Source organism: Schauerella aestuarii (genome assembly GCF_009866805.1).
Taxonomy (GTDB): domain Bacteria; phylum Pseudomonadota; class Gammaproteobacteria; order Burkholderiales; family Burkholderiaceae_B; genus Schauerella; species Schauerella aestuarii.
The window spans coordinates 1,012,430-1,026,859 of record NZ_SIZW01000043.1 but is presented as its reverse complement, the minus strand read 5'-3'; the positions used below and the strand labels follow the sequence as shown (position 1 = coordinate 1,026,859).

Annotated in this window: 20 protein-coding genes; 6 read left to right on the top strand and 14 right to left on the bottom strand. The window is 59.0% G+C overall.

Annotation, left to right across the window (positions count from 1 at the left end):
* Positions 1–20: 20 nt before the first annotated feature.
* The 5 genes from EYW45_RS23895 to EYW45_RS23875 form a co-directional block, all read right to left on the bottom strand.
* On the bottom strand, positions 21–305 hold the full coding sequence (locus tag EYW45_RS23895) for a hypothetical protein (RefSeq protein ID WP_161137918.1): 285 nt from the start codon (positions 303–305) through the stop codon (positions 21–23).
* Between the two features lie 21 nt (positions 306–326).
* Complete coding sequence (locus tag EYW45_RS23890; protein WP_161137917.1) at positions 327–575, bottom strand: hypothetical protein; 249 nt, start codon at positions 573–575, stop codon at positions 327–329.
* 9 nt (positions 576–584) lie between these two features.
* Entirely contained in the window at positions 585–830 is a 246-nt protein-coding gene (locus tag EYW45_RS23885; RefSeq protein ID WP_161137916.1) for a hypothetical protein, read from the bottom strand.
* A gap of 2 nt (positions 831–832) precedes the next feature.
* A complete protein-coding gene (locus EYW45_RS23880; RefSeq protein ID WP_161137915.1) occupies positions 833–1,018 on the bottom strand; it encodes a hypothetical protein in 186 nt (61 codons plus the stop codon).
* 190 nt (positions 1,019–1,208) lie between these two features.
* Positions 1,209–2,351 (bottom strand): 50S ribosomal protein L11 methyltransferase, encoded by a 1,143-nt coding sequence (locus EYW45_RS23875; protein ID WP_161137914.1) that lies wholly within the window; start codon positions 2,349–2,351, stop codon positions 1,209–1,211.
* Positions 2,352–2,475: 124 nt separating this feature from the next.
* On the opposite strand from EYW45_RS23875, the gene EYW45_RS23870 reads away from it, so the two are divergent.
* Both EYW45_RS23870 and EYW45_RS23865 read left to right on the top strand, forming a co-directional pair.
* Positions 2,476–2,811, top strand: a complete 336-nt coding sequence (locus EYW45_RS23870; RefSeq protein WP_161137913.1) for a hypothetical protein — start codon at positions 2,476–2,478, stop codon at positions 2,809–2,811.
* Positions 2,812–2,942: 131 nt separating this feature from the next.
* Entirely contained in the window at positions 2,943–4,031 is a 1,089-nt protein-coding gene (locus EYW45_RS23865) for a DUF748 domain-containing protein (RefSeq protein ID WP_161137912.1), read from the top strand.
* Between the two features lie 65 nt (positions 4,032–4,096).
* Here EYW45_RS23865 and EYW45_RS23860 read toward each other — a convergent pair whose 3' ends face one another.
* The 3 genes from EYW45_RS23860 to EYW45_RS23850 all read right to left on the bottom strand — a co-directional run bounded on the left by EYW45_RS23860 (position 4,097) and on the right by EYW45_RS23850 (position 5,808).
* Entirely contained in the window at positions 4,097–4,309 is a 213-nt protein-coding gene (locus tag EYW45_RS23860; RefSeq protein ID WP_161137911.1) for a hypothetical protein, read from the bottom strand.
* A 159-nt stretch (positions 4,310–4,468) separates the two neighbouring features.
* Complete coding sequence (locus tag EYW45_RS23855) at positions 4,469–4,726, bottom strand: hypothetical protein (protein WP_161137910.1); 258 nt, start codon at positions 4,724–4,726, stop codon at positions 4,469–4,471.
* Between the two features lie 131 nt (positions 4,727–4,857).
* Positions 4,858–5,808, bottom strand: coding sequence for an aldo/keto reductase (locus EYW45_RS23850; RefSeq protein WP_161137909.1), 951 nt, complete (start codon positions 5,806–5,808; stop codon positions 4,858–4,860).
* A 161-nt stretch (positions 5,809–5,969) separates the two neighbouring features.
* Between EYW45_RS23850 and EYW45_RS23845 the strand changes: the two genes are divergently transcribed.
* On the top strand, positions 5,970–8,507 hold the full coding sequence (locus EYW45_RS23845) for a glycogen/starch/alpha-glucan phosphorylase (protein WP_161137908.1): 2,538 nt from the start codon (positions 5,970–5,972) through the stop codon (positions 8,505–8,507).
* Here EYW45_RS23845 and EYW45_RS23840 read toward each other — a convergent pair.
* The 3 genes from EYW45_RS23840 to EYW45_RS23830 form a co-directional block, all read right to left on the bottom strand.
* Complete coding sequence (locus tag EYW45_RS23840; protein ID WP_161137907.1) at positions 8,479–8,718, bottom strand: hypothetical protein; 240 nt, start codon at positions 8,716–8,718, stop codon at positions 8,479–8,481. The genes EYW45_RS23845 and EYW45_RS23840 overlap by 29 nt on opposite strands.
* A 21-nt stretch (positions 8,719–8,739) precedes the next feature.
* The gene (locus EYW45_RS23835; protein ID WP_161137906.1) at positions 8,740–9,303 is read right to left on the bottom strand and encodes a DUF4142 domain-containing protein; all 564 of its coding nucleotides are present in this window, start codon (positions 9,301–9,303) and stop codon (positions 8,740–8,742) included.
* 240 nt (positions 9,304–9,543) lie between these two features.
* Positions 9,544–9,918 carry a hypothetical protein gene (locus EYW45_RS23830; protein WP_161137905.1) on the bottom strand — a complete coding sequence of 125 codons (375 nt, stop codon included), beginning with the start codon at positions 9,916–9,918 and terminating at the stop codon, positions 9,544–9,546.
* Between the two features lie 202 nt (positions 9,919–10,120).
* Between EYW45_RS23830 and EYW45_RS23825 the strand changes: the two genes are divergently transcribed.
* Positions 10,121–10,330 (top strand): hypothetical protein, encoded by a 210-nt coding sequence (locus EYW45_RS23825; protein ID WP_161137904.1) that lies wholly within the window; start codon positions 10,121–10,123, stop codon positions 10,328–10,330.
* 327 nt (positions 10,331–10,657) lie between these two features.
* A complete protein-coding gene (locus EYW45_RS23820; protein WP_161137903.1) occupies positions 10,658–10,924 on the top strand; it encodes a hypothetical protein in 267 nt (88 codons plus the stop codon).
* 261 nt (positions 10,925–11,185) lie between these two features.
* Here the strand turns inward: EYW45_RS23820 and EYW45_RS23815 are convergent, their stop codons facing one another.
* Together EYW45_RS23815 and EYW45_RS24375 are read right to left on the bottom strand one after the other, a co-directional pair.
* Positions 11,186–12,379, bottom strand: coding sequence for a GGDEF domain-containing protein (locus tag EYW45_RS23815; RefSeq protein WP_328703684.1), 1,194 nt, complete (start codon positions 12,377–12,379; stop codon positions 11,186–11,188).
* Positions 12,380–12,839: 460 nt separating this feature from the next.
* Positions 12,840–13,022, bottom strand: coding sequence for a hypothetical protein (locus EYW45_RS24375; RefSeq protein WP_202444874.1), 183 nt, complete (start codon positions 13,020–13,022; stop codon positions 12,840–12,842).
* 142 nt (positions 13,023–13,164) lie between these two features.
* Between EYW45_RS24375 and EYW45_RS24655 the strand changes: the two genes are divergently transcribed.
* Positions 13,165–13,479, top strand: a complete 315-nt coding sequence (locus tag EYW45_RS24655) for a hypothetical protein (RefSeq protein WP_235939195.1) — start codon at positions 13,165–13,167, stop codon at positions 13,477–13,479.
* A gap of 347 nt (positions 13,480–13,826) precedes the next feature.
* Here the strand turns inward: EYW45_RS24655 and EYW45_RS23800 are convergent, their stop codons facing one another.
* A complete protein-coding gene (locus EYW45_RS23800; protein WP_161137901.1) occupies positions 13,827–14,351 on the bottom strand; it encodes a DUF4142 domain-containing protein in 525 nt (174 codons plus the stop codon).
* Between the last annotated feature and the right edge of the window lie 79 nt (positions 14,352–14,430).

The following is a 14,430-nucleotide window of genomic DNA, read 5'->3' as shown; positions in this document are numbered from 1 at the left end:
GCAGGCTGAGAAATGCGTCTTCAGCCGGCGCGCGTGGATTGAATCCACCACACGATGAGCGGCGGTCCGATCAACAATAGGGCCACCAGGGCGATGCGCCAAGGACGCCATTCCCACTTCGGGTCGTCGTCCTCCTCTTCTCCGGCCACGCCTGCCTGCAATTCGGAAGGCGCTTCGAGATAGGCTTGCGCCACCTCGAAGCTTTTGCCGCTCAATGTGCGCTGCTCGACAGCTTCGGCAAGTGCCGCGTGGCCATTTTGGCCGACCCAGCGGCGCACATCTTCAAAATCGTTGAAATTAGCCATAGCAGTGTGACGGCGACGCCATCACGCTTTCAGTGCAATGGCGATCAGATCCCTAAGTCGTTCGAAGCCTGCGACGTAGTCTGAATTTTCAGAGCGCGCCAGCAAGCCCGAATAGTTGTGCTCGAGCTTCTGCTCGATCACTTCACGCAAGCCCGGCGTATCCTTGGCCAGATGCAGCATCGACAACAGCGCGGTTGCCAGCGCATCGATCTGGCCACTTTGTTGCGACACGGTTTGCACCAAGACGGCGATTTTATCGTCGGTATCCATGACCTGTCTTCAACCCTTCAGTGATTGCAATTCTGCCAGCGCCAAGAGGCGCGTTTTGGCAATATCGGCGCGTTCGAGGGCGCTACGCCACGCCGTAATGTCGTGATCGGCAACGGCAGGCCAGCGAACAGCCTCCGCACCTGTCAACGCAGCAGCGGCAGCGGTGCGCCACTCGGTCATGGCGGCATCCCAGTCGCCCTGATCGACGCGAACGTTTTGCATGCCATGCGCATCGGATTCGTGGGTGTCAGTCATGGCTACTCCTGGTGAACAGCAATTTGCGGAAGCACCGGCAGCGGCTCCCAATCGGCCGAAATTTCCGGCGACGTACGTTTGGTCAATTGCCAGCAGGTGCCATCATCGGCCAATGCGAACAGCAACGCCGCGCCATTGCCCGGATTCTCGGCCGCGCCTGAGGAAATCTGAATAATTTTTCTGGTCATAGTCTTCCCATGTCAACGTCTGAACAGCCGCGTGCTATCCAGCAGGAGAAGACAGACAGCACGAAATGCGCCCACCTATTGTGAGGGTCGCATTGTGCGAATAGGGATGAGCGCCATGACGGGTTGTAAGGGATTATGTGCTGCGATGCGTCATTTCAGCCCCGCAACCCAGGCGCGGCGTCAACCTGCGTCAGGCGCTGCTACGTTTTGTAGATAATCTCCAAAGCGACGTTACTTCCTGAGTGCGCGCAAAGGCGAGCGGATCGGCCGCATCGCTCGCCTTGCCGTGGCGCGGCCGGATGGTCAGGCGATCGACTACCACCAGATCGGCAGAATCGATCATTGCCTCCAGGGCCCCTGGCGCACGCAGGCCAAGATGCTCGGCCAGATCCGACATGATCAGCCAACCCTCACCTTGCGGCGCAAGGTGCGCCGGCAATCCGCGCAAAAAGGCGTTAAGCATCTGGCTCTCGGGGTCGTAAAGCGCGCCTTCGATCGGCGTCGTAGGCCGTCCCGGCAACCAAGGGGGATTGCACACAATCAGGGAAGCTCTCCCCTCGGGAAACAGATTGCCCGACGTCAAGACACGCACATCTGCGTGCGGCACCACACGCGCAATGTTCTCTCGTGCGCACGTCACAGCGCGCGGATCGATTTCGGTCGCAATCACGTGCTTCATACCGCGCTTGGCCAGCGCGATGGCCAGCACGCCGGTCCCGGTGCCCAGGTCGAAAGCCGTGTCGCCTTCAGGCAAAGGCGCGCGCATCACCAAATCAATGTATTCGCCACGCAGAGGCGAATACACACCGAAGCGTGGATGAATGGTCGCGTCAAGTGCAGCAACCGGAATGCCCTTGCGCTGCCACTCGGCAGCACTCAACACTCCTTGGACGGCCCGCAACGCCATGATGGCGGGCCCGGCGCCTGGCCCGTGCCACGCACTCAACGCCGCGCGCGTATCCGGCGCACGGCGCAACGCCACCTGCCAAAGCGCATCGACGGGCACCAACACGGCATTCATGATGTGCGCGCGATGCGATTGCGCCTGCCGATGCGCGTTGAAGCGATCGATCGCCGGCGCCGCGGGGTCAGGTACGCGCCGACGCTTCTGGACCCTGCGGCCCAACGCATCGACCAACGCCCGGGCATTGTGATAATCGCCTTGCCACAATAACGACGTGCCTTCACAAATCAGCCGATATGCCGCGTCTGCCGACATACGATCGTCTGCAAGCCGCACGCGTTTTGGCGCCGCAGCGCCACTTGGTGATTGCCAAGACACCGCAGGCGACCCATCTTCGTGCATCCATTCGATCGTGGCCGTAGCCGTCATGCTGATATCCATAAACAGAGTCACCGCTCGCAATTGGCACGGCGTGCGCCGATTATAGGTAGGAAGCCCCAGGCACGCCGTTTGCGTTGATCCCATCACCTTAAACACGTATCGGAGATACTCCATGAAAATTCGTCAAATCGCTGCGACACTGATGGTTGGTGCATTGATGGCTTCGGGCCCGGTCATGGCGCAATCCACGATGGGTGGCAAGCCTGTAACGACCTCGCCGTCCAACACGCCTAATGACGGTACGGCTGTCCCCCCCAACCAACCCGTGCCGGCTGGTCAGCAGTCGCCTGCGCCCACGGGGAAGGGCAATGACGTGTCGACCAAGAAGGGCACGCAAACCCAATCGGGCATGACGCACAAGAAAGGCGACATGAACCACAAGAGCAGCACCAAAACGAATGCGGCTGAACCCGGCCAGCCGATGCCCAAGACGGGTGGCGGCAACTAAGTTGGTTTTGACGACGCACGCGGCTGATTAGTCGTGCGCGGGTTGAAGCGAGGCGCACCCGTTGGTGCGCCTTTATTTTTGTACGATACTCCCTCCACCCCATTACAGGCGCTTGAACGCCCTCTTCCGCCATGCGCAAAATCGTCGTCCGGTCCATTGTTGCCGTGCTGGTTCTCGCCGCGATTGCGGTTGCCGGACTCATGATCAGCGTTAGATTCGTTGAAAGCCGCATCGCCGACTTCGTCGGCCCTATAGGAAAGATCGAACGTATCCACGTTGGGTTTTCTTCAGTCGTACTTGAAGGCGTTACGCTCGATGGCGAAGACGATTGGCCAGCCGATAATGCGCTGAAGGCGGCGCGCATCGTCGTTCATCCGGACTGGCGCGCGTTGATTGCCAAGCGCAATGTCTACGACAGCGTACGCGTCGAAGACTTCGTGCTGACTGCCGTTCGGCGCGGCAATGGTCAGATCGACGCACTCCCATCGCTGCGCAAACGCGCCCAGCAGCGAAGCGAAGAAGCCCGCGCACGCGGAGAGACCGAAAAGCGGGAAACCCGCATCGGCAAACTCGAATTCGCGGACGGACGTATTGACTACTACGACGCCGTGGTCAGCAAGAAACCACCGCATCACATTCCGATCGGCAATGTGAACGCCACGATCGCACCACTGCATTTTCCGCTCGACGATGCGCGCACCGATATTCGGATTACCGGTAATCCAACCACCAAAATTTCGACTGGAAAGTTGAATGTGGAGGGATGGATTGCCCTCGCCTCGCGCAACGCTGATGTAAACATTGCACTGTCCCAGGTGGACGTCGCACTGTTTTCACCTTATCTTCGCCGCGATTCACCCTTGGCGTTCAATGGCGGCAGGCTCGATATGCGGATGCGCTCGCGCGTCGATAATCAAAAGCTCAATGCCAGCGGACAATTGGTGCTGCACGATTTGAAGCTGCGGGATGAAGGGCTTGCGGCACTACCCAAAAAGGCTGCGCTGGCGATGCTGGAGGACAACAAGGGCCGCGCCATTTTCGATTTCACGATGACGGGTACGTTGAAATCGCCTCAGTTCAAACTCGACGACGATATATCCACCCGAGTCGCCGGGGGCCTTGCCTCGGCCTTGGGGATCAGCGTCGAAAACATGGCCGGCGGCCTGGGAAGCGCCGTGGAAGGCATCGGTGGTGCGCTGTCCAATCTGTTCGCGCAGTAGTGGCGAAATGCGCCTGCCTCATTTGGAGGCTGCAGCGCGGATGTGGTTCGCTCGAGCCCGGTATCTCAAGGGGCGAGTTTGAAACCCATGTCGATACCCCAGCGGTCGGTTTCCCGCAGCCACTTCGTTTCGCAATGCACGCAGCGATAGCGATCTTCCCGGTTCAGCTCGCGACCCTTCTGCGTAGGCGTCACATACCCCTGATGCACCAGACCCGGATGTGAGGATTGACCCGCTTGACCCGCCCTGATGGTTTGACATGCCGTACACGTGCTCATGCGCGTCGCGCTCCCTAAACGAGGCTTACACAAGCCTCTCGTGAATTCATTTTAATACAAATAAAACATTAGCTTACCTCGTGCTCAAAATTAAACCCGCACGCAGCGGGTGATGGAATATCGACGGATTGGCAGGGGAATGGCCAATTTTCTACCGAGTCAAACCAAAGTGCTGCGATGCCGTCGGATACGCTGAGTAACAAGTGCGAGCGCCGATCCGATCACGGTGGAAAACAAAAAGGTTGCTGCAGCCGCGACCACGTTAAGCGACGTATAAGCCCCCATCGGTTGTGCTATCGCCACCCCAAACGCGGCAACAGCCGCCCAGATCACGCAAACGCTCAAGGAACGGCCCACCCGATCGGTCTGGCCCGCTGCAACGCCGACCGCCATCGCGCTGATCACCACGGCCAACATGCCCCAGAAAAGCGTTTCATCCACCATTACGATCTCTTTCGTTATCAAGGCGCATGCGCATCGCATCCGCTCACTTCGCTACCCGGACTGCGGGCTCGCCGCATTCTCGAAGAAAGCCGGACACATTGTAGTCAAGCCGTTTTCTCTACCGCTTCTGCGATGCGCTGCGCCATTGCGCGATCGACCGGTGGCCCGTATCCAGCCTGAGCATTCGACCGCATGTGACGGACATTGCTGGTGCCCGGGATCGCACACGTCACCGCCGGGTGCGCAAGCACAAACTTGAGCAGCAATTGCGCCCAGTTCTCGCATTGCAACTCGGCGGCGAAGCCAGGCAAGGGCTTGCCGGTCAACCGCCGCAACAGGCCACCACCGCCGAAGGGTTGATTCACGATGACGGCGACACCCCGATCGGCCGCAAACGACAACAAGCGCTGCTCGGCCGCACGATCATCCGCCGCGTAGTTCAGTTGCACGGCATCGATCTGCGCCTCGCGCATGACCGCAATCAAATCATCGTGCGCCCCAGGGGTGTAATGCGTAATGCCCAGATAGCGAATTCGGCCTGTTGCCTTCCATTCCCGCAGGGTTTTGAGGTGCGTGCGCCAGTCGACGAGATTGTGGATCTGCATCAAATCCACGCGCGACACTTGCAGTGCACGCATCGAGGCCTCCATTTGCGCAATTCCCTGCTCGCGTCCGCGCGTCCATACCTTCGTCGCGACGAACACGCGGTCGCGCAGCCCGGATGCGGCGAGCACATCGCCCGCAACCCGCTCGGCGCTGCCATACATCGGCGACGAATCGATCACACTGCCCCCGGCGTCCACAAGGGACCGCACGACAGCGATGTGCTCGCTGCGGTCGGCGTCGCCGATGTCGAACGTGCGATACGTGCCGCACCCGATGACCGGCAACGTTTCACCCTTCGAACCGATGGGACGGCGCGACATGCTGCGGCCGGCCTCGGCCGCGCGCATCGTTGTCGGCAAGGCGGCATACACGGCGGCTGCCCCCGCCCAGCGCAAAAAGGTGGCACGCCCCGGATTTTCGGGTGGAATCGGCAGATCGTGGCGGCCCATGCAGTGTTTCCTTACGGGTGTAGCAGACAGTTCATTGTGCCAGACGCGGTATTCGGTCATTCTGTTGGCTTAAGATCGAATGACACTGTTGCCCGCCCGCCAGGTGGGTGCAGTCAGGGCGTGTTGCCTGCCGCCATTCAACGAACGCTTGAGGATCTGCTTTGAAAGATACCGAATCCCCTCTCGTCACGGCATCCCTCAAATATCCGGAAGAAGATGCGCGCTCGTCTTCTTCTCGCGCCGCCATCACGCGGGCCTTTCTCGATCATCTGCTGTACACCCAGGGCAAGTCGCTTGAGTTGGCGTCCAACAAGGACCTCTATCAAGCGCTGGCCCACACCGTACGTGACCGGATGCTGCGCTTGTGGTCCGATACCTCGACCACGTACAAACGCCGGGGGGCACGCACCGTGGCGTACCTCTCCGCCGAATTTCTGATGGGTCCGAGTTTGGGCAACAACCTGCTCAACCTGGGGATCACCGATGAAGTGAAAGGCGCGATCACCGATCTCGGCCTGGATTTCGATCAATTGCTGCACCAGGAAGAAGAGCCCGGATTGGGCAACGGCGGGTTGGGCCGGCTCGCGGCCTGCTTCATCGATTCGCTCGCCTCGCTTGAAGTGCCGGCCATCGGCTACGGCATTCGCTATGAATACGGCATCTTCTTTCAAACCATCATCGATGGCTGGCAGGCGGAAAATACCGATACCTGGTTGCGTTATGGCAACCCCTGGGAGATTCATCACGCCGAATGGGGCGTGGAGATCAAGCTCGGCGGCGCCACCGAACAATATATCGACGATCAGGGCCGGTTCCGCGTGCGCTGGGTGCCGGAAAAGACGGTTACCGGTGTGCCGTTCGATTCCCCCATCCTGGGATACAAGGTCGGCACGGTCAACACCCTGCGCTTGTGGCGTGCGGAAGCCACTGAAGAGTTTGACGTATCGGTTTTCAATCAAGGCGATTACCTCGGGGCGGTCAGCAAAAAGGTCACGTCCGAAAACCTGACCAAGGTGCTCTACCCCAACGACGAAAGCGTGCAAGGCAAGGAACTGCGGCTCGAGCAGCAGTATTTCTTCGTGTCCTGCTCGTTGCAGGACATGCTGCGCATCCAGGCGCATCGCGGCTTGCCGATGACGCAGTTTCACGAATCGTTTGCGATTCAGTTGAACGACACCCATCCGTCGATCGGGATTGCAGAGTTGATGCGCTTGCTGGTCGATGAGCATCTGGTCACCTGGGATGATGCATGGGATGTGACGCGCCGCACCTTCGCCTACACCAACCACACGCTCCTGCCCGAAGCGCTCGAGCGTTGGCCGCTTGATCTCTTCGGCCGCATTCTGCCGCGCCACCTCGAAATCATCTACGAAATCAACGAGCGGTTTTTGCACGAGGCACGCATCCATTTCTTTGGCGATGCGTCGAGAATTGCCCGGATGTCGTTGATCGACGAATCCGGCGAGCGGTATGTGCGCATGGCCCATCTGGCATGCGTGGGCAGCTCGGCCATCAACGGCGTGGCCGAACTGCATTCCGAACTGTTGCGAAACGATTTGCTGAAGGACTTCTATTCGATGTGGCCCGAGCGGTTCACGAGCATGACCAATGGCGTCACTCCACGCCGCTGGGTCGCGCTCAGCAACCCGCGCCAGTCGGCCCTGGTGACCTCACATATCGGCGATGGCTGGATCAAGGATTGGTCGCGCATCGCCGCGATCGAACCGCTGGCCGATGACGCGGCCTTCCAGCAAAACTGGCGGCAAGTGAAGCGCGACAACAAGGTCGATCTCGCCCAGCTGATTCAGCAAAAAACCGGCGTCATCGTCAATCCGGATTCGATGTTCGATGTGCTGGTCAAACGCATCCACGAGTACAAACGTCAGCATCTGCAGGTGCTGCACATCGTGGCGCTTTATCACCGCTTGAAGACGGATCGCAATCTGGACATTGTGCCGCGCACCTTCATCTTCGGCGGCAAGGCTGCGCCGGGCTATCACCGCGCCAAGCTGATCATCAAATTGATCACGGCCGTGGGCGAAGTGATCAATCATGATCGCGACGTACGCGACAAACTGAGTGTGGTGTTTCTGCCCAACTTCAGTGTTTCGCTGGGGCAGTGTGTCTATCCTGGCGCTGATTTGTCCGAGCAGATTTCACTTGCCGGCAAGGAAGCCTCCGGTACGGGCAATATGAAATTCGCCATGAACGGCGCGCTTACGATCGGCACACTGGATGGCGCCAATATCGAGATCCGCGAAGAGGTGGGTGCCGATCAGTTCTTCATGTTCGGCCACAACGCGCAGGAAGTAGCCGAGTTGCGCGAATCGGGCTACGACCCCAGCACTTATTATCACAGCGATCTTGAATTGAAAGCGGTAATCGACCTGATTCGCTCGGGATATTTCTCCCGCGGCAACGTCGATTTGTTTGCACCCATCGTCGATGAGTTGCTGACGACCGACCGCTATATGCTGCTGGCCGACTACGCCTCTTATGTGGCGTGCCAGGATCAGGTCAGCGCGGCTTACCAGAATGAATCGGCCTGGACGCGCATGTCGATCATCAATGCGGCACGGTCTGGCAAGTTCTCGTCCGACCGCGCGATCCGCGAATATTGCCAACGCATCTGGCAGGTCGAACCGGTACCCGTCAAACGCACCGGCGTATTCAGCCGGTTGAATCCGGCGGAGGAATAACCAGCGAGCCTGCGCGCCACTGCGTAACCGCGACATCTGCGGCGTGGCGCGCTTGCTCCGGTTCAGGGTAAAACGTGTCGCCGTAAATCGGCGCACCACGTTCCGCGCCGGTGTCGCTATCGCGAAACACGATCCGCCATGAATAGGATCCCGGATTTTCCTCGACCACTTCCACATGCGGTTCGCCGGGTTGGGTAATGGGTTCCAGCATAACGAACTCCTTTTTTCAAATTCAGCGAGCTGGGCGCTTCAGTTCTTGAGCTAAAGCCTGCCCATGATCCAGGTGCGCTTGCAGGCTGGGCAACGTCTTGGCGGCAAACGCCCGCACATCGCTATCCTTTGCGTCCGCAGCGGCATTCTTGAACAGCTTTACGACGTCCCTGTGCGCGTCCACCGCCACCTCGCTGACGTATTCCTTGTCGAAATTCATGCCGGTTTTCTCTTTCGCCAGGTCGTCGAGATCGTTCTTCTGGTCTCTTGTGATCGTGGGTGGAAGCGGCGCGCCCTTTCGATTGGCCAAGTCGGCAAGTTCTCGACCCACCGACAAATGCGCCTGAATCATTTCGTCTGCATAGCCTTTGACGGCTGGATGCGTGGCGCGCTGCTGCGCCAATTCACTGGCCTTGACTTCAAGTTGCCCAGCTTCCCCCGCCTTGCGAATGAATTCCACATCCGACTTGGCCAGTTGGCCTGCATGAGCGGCGCCCATGGCCGCAAAGGCCACGGATACGGCCGCGACGATCTTTTTTATGGTGTGCATAAGCACTTCCCCGAAACACGATGATGTGGCGCGCAATCTCGCAATCTTCGTGCCGTATGGTGCGGTGAATGCACGGCGAACGCGTGGCGAATGCGGTGCTTCAGAAAGGCGCAGCGTCCGTCAAAAAACAGGACCAGCTCAACAATCGGCGCCATCAGGCAAAGGGGCTTTACCCGCCGTGATCGATAGGGCTGATCGGGCCTGATGGGCTACCTTCGTGTCACCACGGCCGCCGATGCGTCAACGCCGGGCGCCATCGCCCCCGAATGCGTTTTCTTAGCCGCGATCGCCCGGCGTGGGCGCGGGCGCAGATTTATCCGGCATGGGGAGACCAGGCATCGGACTCGGGCTGGTGGGGGCCGGCGCAGGGGCTTGGATCCCGTCATTGGGCGGTGGCACCGTAGGCGGTGTCACGTCGTTCGGAAATGATCGCTCGCGGCTGCGCATGCTGTCGGAGCGCGATGGCGTCGACAATGGCGCCGTCGTCGGCGTTTTGCTTTTCAGTTCTTCAGCGGGCCGCTGCTGACGCTGTGCCCCGTCGCCTTGCGCAGGTGTGGCGGGTACTTCGGGAATCGTTCCAGGTGCCGCCTGAGCGGCGACGTTTGCTGTCCAAATAAACATCAACGATGCAACGCCCATAGCGATCTTCATATCTGTCTCCAGCCCCAGTGGGAGGCAACTGCGCGGCAACCCGCGTGCCCGTTTCAAAGCCGCCAGCCATTGCACCTCCACATGCGTGTGAGCACGCTTGTTAACACCTCATTAACACGCACGACACCAATTCTTACGGATACCTGAACGAATCGTGCCTATTCTAGAGCGCATCGATATCAAACACTCGCAAGGAGCGCGCATGGATACCTACGATAAAGATCTCACCCCCGTTGAAGGCAAGCCCGGTTGGTTTCACGGCTGGGGCGTACTGCGCCATGAGCCCTTTCATCTCGCTGGCGTCTTCAAATCGGAGTCATACGCCAAGGAGCAAATCGCCAAGGCAGGTGACAACTACGAAGTGAAACGCGGCATTTGGGAAAAAGAGTCGACCGATTTTCAGATCGAATAAGTCGCCTATGGGCGCAGACGCGCGGTATGAAGATGAATATGACCGGCATATCGCCGGTCATATTATTTGTAGGTCCCGCGACGCGTATCTGTAGGCCAGCGGCGCGCACGGATAGCATTTTGCCTGGAATCGACACTGCAGCGAACACCGCGATTTTTTTGCTCTGGGTCGCCGATGCATGAATGCACCTCGTCCTCCGGCTCGTGACACGACCCGAATCGAGCCCTATCTTGCCGACCACCAAGATCGCGCTTTATCTTGGCGAACTACAATAAACGCGAAGCCAGTCATCCAAAGCCGATGCGTGTCCAAGGCGGCCCCGGGCGTATGCTGCCCAGTACAGCGGGGCCCCAGGGTGCACCCCGTCTCAACGCCCTTTTAGTGAGTGATATGCCACATCTGGAAGCCACCTTTCAAGATACGCCGTACGCCATTGATATCGTGCATCGCGCTGACGGCTGGACATGGTCGTGCGTCGTCGACGGCTTGCTCAAGGGCAAAAGCATGAGCGCATTGAACAGTGAGGCCGACGCCGAAAGGGCGGCTCACGCCGAAGCGAAGACGTTGATCGCGGATTTCTTCTCCGCGCGATAACTTTCTCTTCTCGGGATAATGTGCGGGCAGCCGTTCGATGCAGGCAGCAATGCGCGGGCGGGCCACTCAATGCGGGCCGCTGCTCACGGGCATTGGACACATCGAAGTCCGATAATGAGACCCTCCCGCGCATTCAAATCGAGTTCCAGCAGCGAGTCACGCTGCAGTGAGTCACGCTGCAGTGAGTTACGCCGCAGTGAGTTACGCCGCAGTGAGTCACACTGCAGTGAGTTACGCCGCAGTGAGTCACGCTGCAGTGAGTCACGCTGCAGTGAGCGCCTCGTCCTGACAAAGCGCCTCGGCCGGTTCACCATCTGCAGGTGCGATGGCGCAGCAATTGCCACCGAGAGACTTGGCGGCATATAACGCGCGGTCGGCCGTGGCAAACAGCGTCCGGTTGTCGAGTCCGTGCTCCGGGATCAGCGCAATACCCACGCTGATGCCGACCGTCACAAACGTTTTGCCATGCAGCAGGATAGGCTGCGTCACATCGCGAATCATGCGATCGGCAAACCGCATGGCTGAATGACGGTCCATCCCTTCAGCCAACACCACGAACTCGTCGCCCCCGATGCGCGCCGCAAGATCGTCCGTGCGCAACGATTGCCTCAGGCGATCAGCCACCACTTTAAGCACTTGGTCGCCTGCCGGATGACCATACGTGTCGTTGACGATCTTGAAATCGTCGAGATCCATATAAAGCAATCCAACCGACGTGGCCCCTGCTCGCACGCGCGTGCACTTGCGCTCGAGCGCATAGTTCAGCCCAGTGCGATTGGCCAGTCCCGTAAGCGCATCCTGACTGGCGCGCCGATCGTTCTCACGCTCGGCCAGCATCGTGGCCACCAGAATATGGTTGAGCCGATAAGACGCGCTGCTCATGCTCAACAAATAGAACGGGATCTGAATCAACGCGATGAAAAGGATCGGCTCGCCGGCGAAAAACGTCGCCCATACCATCGGCCCCATGCTCAAGAAGATCATGGCCCCGACCAGACGCGGCGCACCGTAATTGCGAAAGCAAATGCCGCCGGCCATGGCAGCGCTCGACACGCCCGCCAGCGTAGCGGCGACCCAATCCCCACTCAGGTACGTCACCATCACCCCATAGCCGACGCTGAAGGCCCACAAAAGCGCCAGGATGATGTAGTAGTCGGTGTGGGTGGAGCGACCCGCCCGCGCTGCGCGTGTGGCCGACACCAGAAACGTGACGCGGACCATTCCCAGCACCACCTCCATCACGAACCACCAAATGAAGACGGGGTCGGGGCGGCGCAAGGCGATGAACCCTGAAACCATCAAGGTATTGATCACACCACCGGCGAAGATTGGAAGCGTACCGAAAAGACTGGCGATAAGCGCGGTGCGAATATCGAGCGGCACGTTATCGCCGCAATGCACGAGCCACTGAGTGAAGCGCCAGCGCGGCAAACTGTACTTTAAACCGTTGTCCACGCAGCCTCCCTGAATCCGAGCCGCGTCATAAAAACGCATTGCAGACAAACACGAAGGCGTTATAGCAGACTCAGAAAGGTTTCGTAAACTATTGTTTTGATTGGTTTGCGGGCCAGTGGGTGCAACGCAACATGCTCTGCCGTAGCGCCGGTCGTTTCGGACATCGACATATCGACGGTCCTTGCCGTTCCCGTACTTGCATCCGCTCCCGTACTCGCACCAGTTCCGGTACTTGCACCAGCTCCCATACGTGCAGCTCACGTACTCAAATCCGCTCCCGCAGACGCCTCCATCCACACCGACACCAGCGCTAGCACCTGCAACTGAACCTGCACCCCTGCTCGGACGGTTGTGCACCGAGAGGTGCCAGGAATCCCCTCGCAGCTTCCAATAAAAACGCGCCCCAGGGGACGCGTCGATTCAGAAACGGTTCGTTCAGGCACCCTTAATGAATTGCAGCTTACTTACCGCCGGACTTGCCGTCGGTTTCCTGCGCCTGACGTTTCGTATCTTCATTTTTGAAGCCGCCGTAGCTGCTTTGCCCAGGATCGGCGCTGCGGCTTGCGACTTTTTCATCGCCTTTGGCCTCGTGCGCGCCCTCACGCGATTTGGTAGGTGCCTGATCTTTCTGCTGATCGCTCATTGCGGTCTCCTTTGCTAATGCGGTATGGCATCGACCACCGTGCCGCAACCTGCATACCCGCGGCCGTTACGAAGTTGCGTGGCACACCAACGATCGTACAGGCTTATACTGTGTTTTTATACAGTACTATTTGCTTGCCATCATGTTGATCTGCACCGTTCACCGCACCCATGAAGCCGGCAAGCCCAAGCAAAGAGGGATACTTGGCGTGGGCTTGCGGGGAAACGTCAGCATGTACGCGATTACGCATGCGGATATGAAGCGAAATGTGCGCGTGATGCAACTCATCCAACCCGGGGAGGAAAGCATGCCGGGGGTTCAGCCGCTCATCCCAAATCTGTTCGATCCCGAGATCCTGACCTTCTCATCAATGCGGGGCATGATGGTCGTGGGCTTCGAAGAGTTGCACGGCCACCGCTATTACCAAGGGTGGTTGCTGCATTGGGATGGGCGATAGCAGCGCCCCACCCCATGGGTTTTCAGTTTCCCGAACTGCGAAACTTGATCGAGGACGCCCTGTTCAGGCGTTTGGCTTCCTCTTCGGCATACTGCGCCTCGCCGGGTTCGTATGACCCTTCGTACATGCAGGAACTCCGGTTCCATTTGCACTTGTTGACCAAGCTTGAGGCGCCCGATCCGCCCGAAGCGCACCCGGATACAAATGCGAGAAGGAGGAGCGCGGCACCACTTCGTACAAACGTTCGAACAAACATATTCACGGCCTTACAGATTTTGCTACAGCATCGTTTATAACAAACGCTCAAATCTGAGCCGTCAGATGCTCGCCATCCTGCCGCGTCGACCTTATTTCTTCATCGCTTCGACCGCAGTTTCCAACGCCCGGCCCTGCTCGAGATGAGCCTGCAAGCCGGGAAGCGTTCTCCAGGCAAACGCCCTGATATCGGCATCCTTGATATCGTCGACCGCGTCTTTGTACAACTCGTACACTTCTTCATGCGCATCGACCGCCACGTTTTCGGCGTAATCGACGTCGAACTCGCGACCCGACTTTTGAGTCAACGCCTCAAGATCCTTTCGCGGTCCGCGGGAAAATTCGGTCGGCAATGTAAAGCCCTTGGACGCCGCGAGCGCCTTCAATTCACCATCCAGCTTGGTATGGTCGGCGATCATCATCTGGGCGAATGCCTTGACCTCTGCCGCCTGGGCATTCTGAACGGCAACTTTGCCTGCACCGATCTCAAACATCTCAGCTTCGGCCGCCGCTTCCAGAAAATTGCGGTCGGCACGCGCCAGGTCGGCGGCCGACGCGCCGCCCGCCAGGCCCACAGCCAATAGCACTGCGACCGCGGTCAATCGAATCTTGTTCATGGTATTTCCTCATCAAGGTGTCAATCCCATGCAAGCCATGTGCCGCTTGGCGCGCGCCGACCCGATATTCACGCGACCC

Coding starts and splice junctions, on each gene's coding strand:
- EYW45_RS23850 (WP_161137909.1), bottom strand. CDS start 5,808: ATGGGCCGCCACGATCTGCCGATTCCACCCGAAAATCCGGGGCGTGCC.
- EYW45_RS24655 (WP_235939195.1), top strand. CDS start 13,165: ATGTTGATCTGCACCGTTCACCGCACCCATGAAGCCGGCAAGCCCAAG.
- EYW45_RS23875 (WP_161137914.1), bottom strand. CDS start 2,351: ATGACGGCTACGGCCACGATCGAATGGATGCACGAAGATGGGTCGCCT.
- EYW45_RS24375 (WP_202444874.1), bottom strand. CDS start 13,022: ATGAGCGATCAGCAGAAAGATCAGGCACCTACCAAATCGCGTGAGGGC.
- EYW45_RS23825 (WP_161137904.1), top strand. CDS start 10,121: ATGGATACCTACGATAAAGATCTCACCCCCGTTGAAGGCAAGCCCGGT.
- EYW45_RS23885 (WP_161137916.1), bottom strand. CDS start 830: ATGACTGACACCCACGAATCCGATGCGCATGGCATGCAAAACGTTCGC.
- EYW45_RS23880 (WP_161137915.1), bottom strand. CDS start 1,018: ATGACCAGAAAAATTATTCAGATTTCCTCAGGCGCGGCCGAGAATCCG.
- EYW45_RS23870 (WP_161137913.1), top strand. CDS start 2,476: ATGAAAATTCGTCAAATCGCTGCGACACTGATGGTTGGTGCATTGATG.
- EYW45_RS23840 (WP_161137907.1), bottom strand. CDS start 8,718: ATGCTGGAACCCATTACCCAACCCGGCGAACCGCATGTGGAAGTGGTC.
- EYW45_RS23860 (WP_161137911.1), bottom strand. CDS start 4,309: ATGAGCACGTGTACGGCATGTCAAACCATCAGGGCGGGTCAAGCGGGT.
- EYW45_RS23855 (WP_161137910.1), bottom strand. CDS start 4,726: ATGTTGGCCGTGGTGATCAGCGCGATGGCGGTCGGCGTTGCAGCGGGC.
- EYW45_RS23895 (WP_161137918.1), bottom strand. CDS start 305: ATGGCTAATTTCAACGATTTTGAAGATGTGCGCCGCTGGGTCGGCCAA.
- EYW45_RS23820 (WP_161137903.1), top strand. CDS start 10,658: ATGCTGCCCAGTACAGCGGGGCCCCAGGGTGCACCCCGTCTCAACGCC.
- EYW45_RS23865 (WP_161137912.1), top strand. CDS start 2,943: ATGCGCAAAATCGTCGTCCGGTCCATTGTTGCCGTGCTGGTTCTCGCC.
- EYW45_RS23830 (WP_161137905.1), bottom strand. CDS start 9,918: ATGAAGATCGCTATGGGCGTTGCATCGTTGATGTTTATTTGGACAGCA.
- EYW45_RS23800 (WP_161137901.1), bottom strand. CDS start 14,351: ATGAACAAGATTCGATTGACCGCGGTCGCAGTGCTATTGGCTGTGGGC.
- EYW45_RS23890 (WP_161137917.1), bottom strand. CDS start 575: ATGGATACCGACGATAAAATCGCCGTCTTGGTGCAAACCGTGTCGCAA.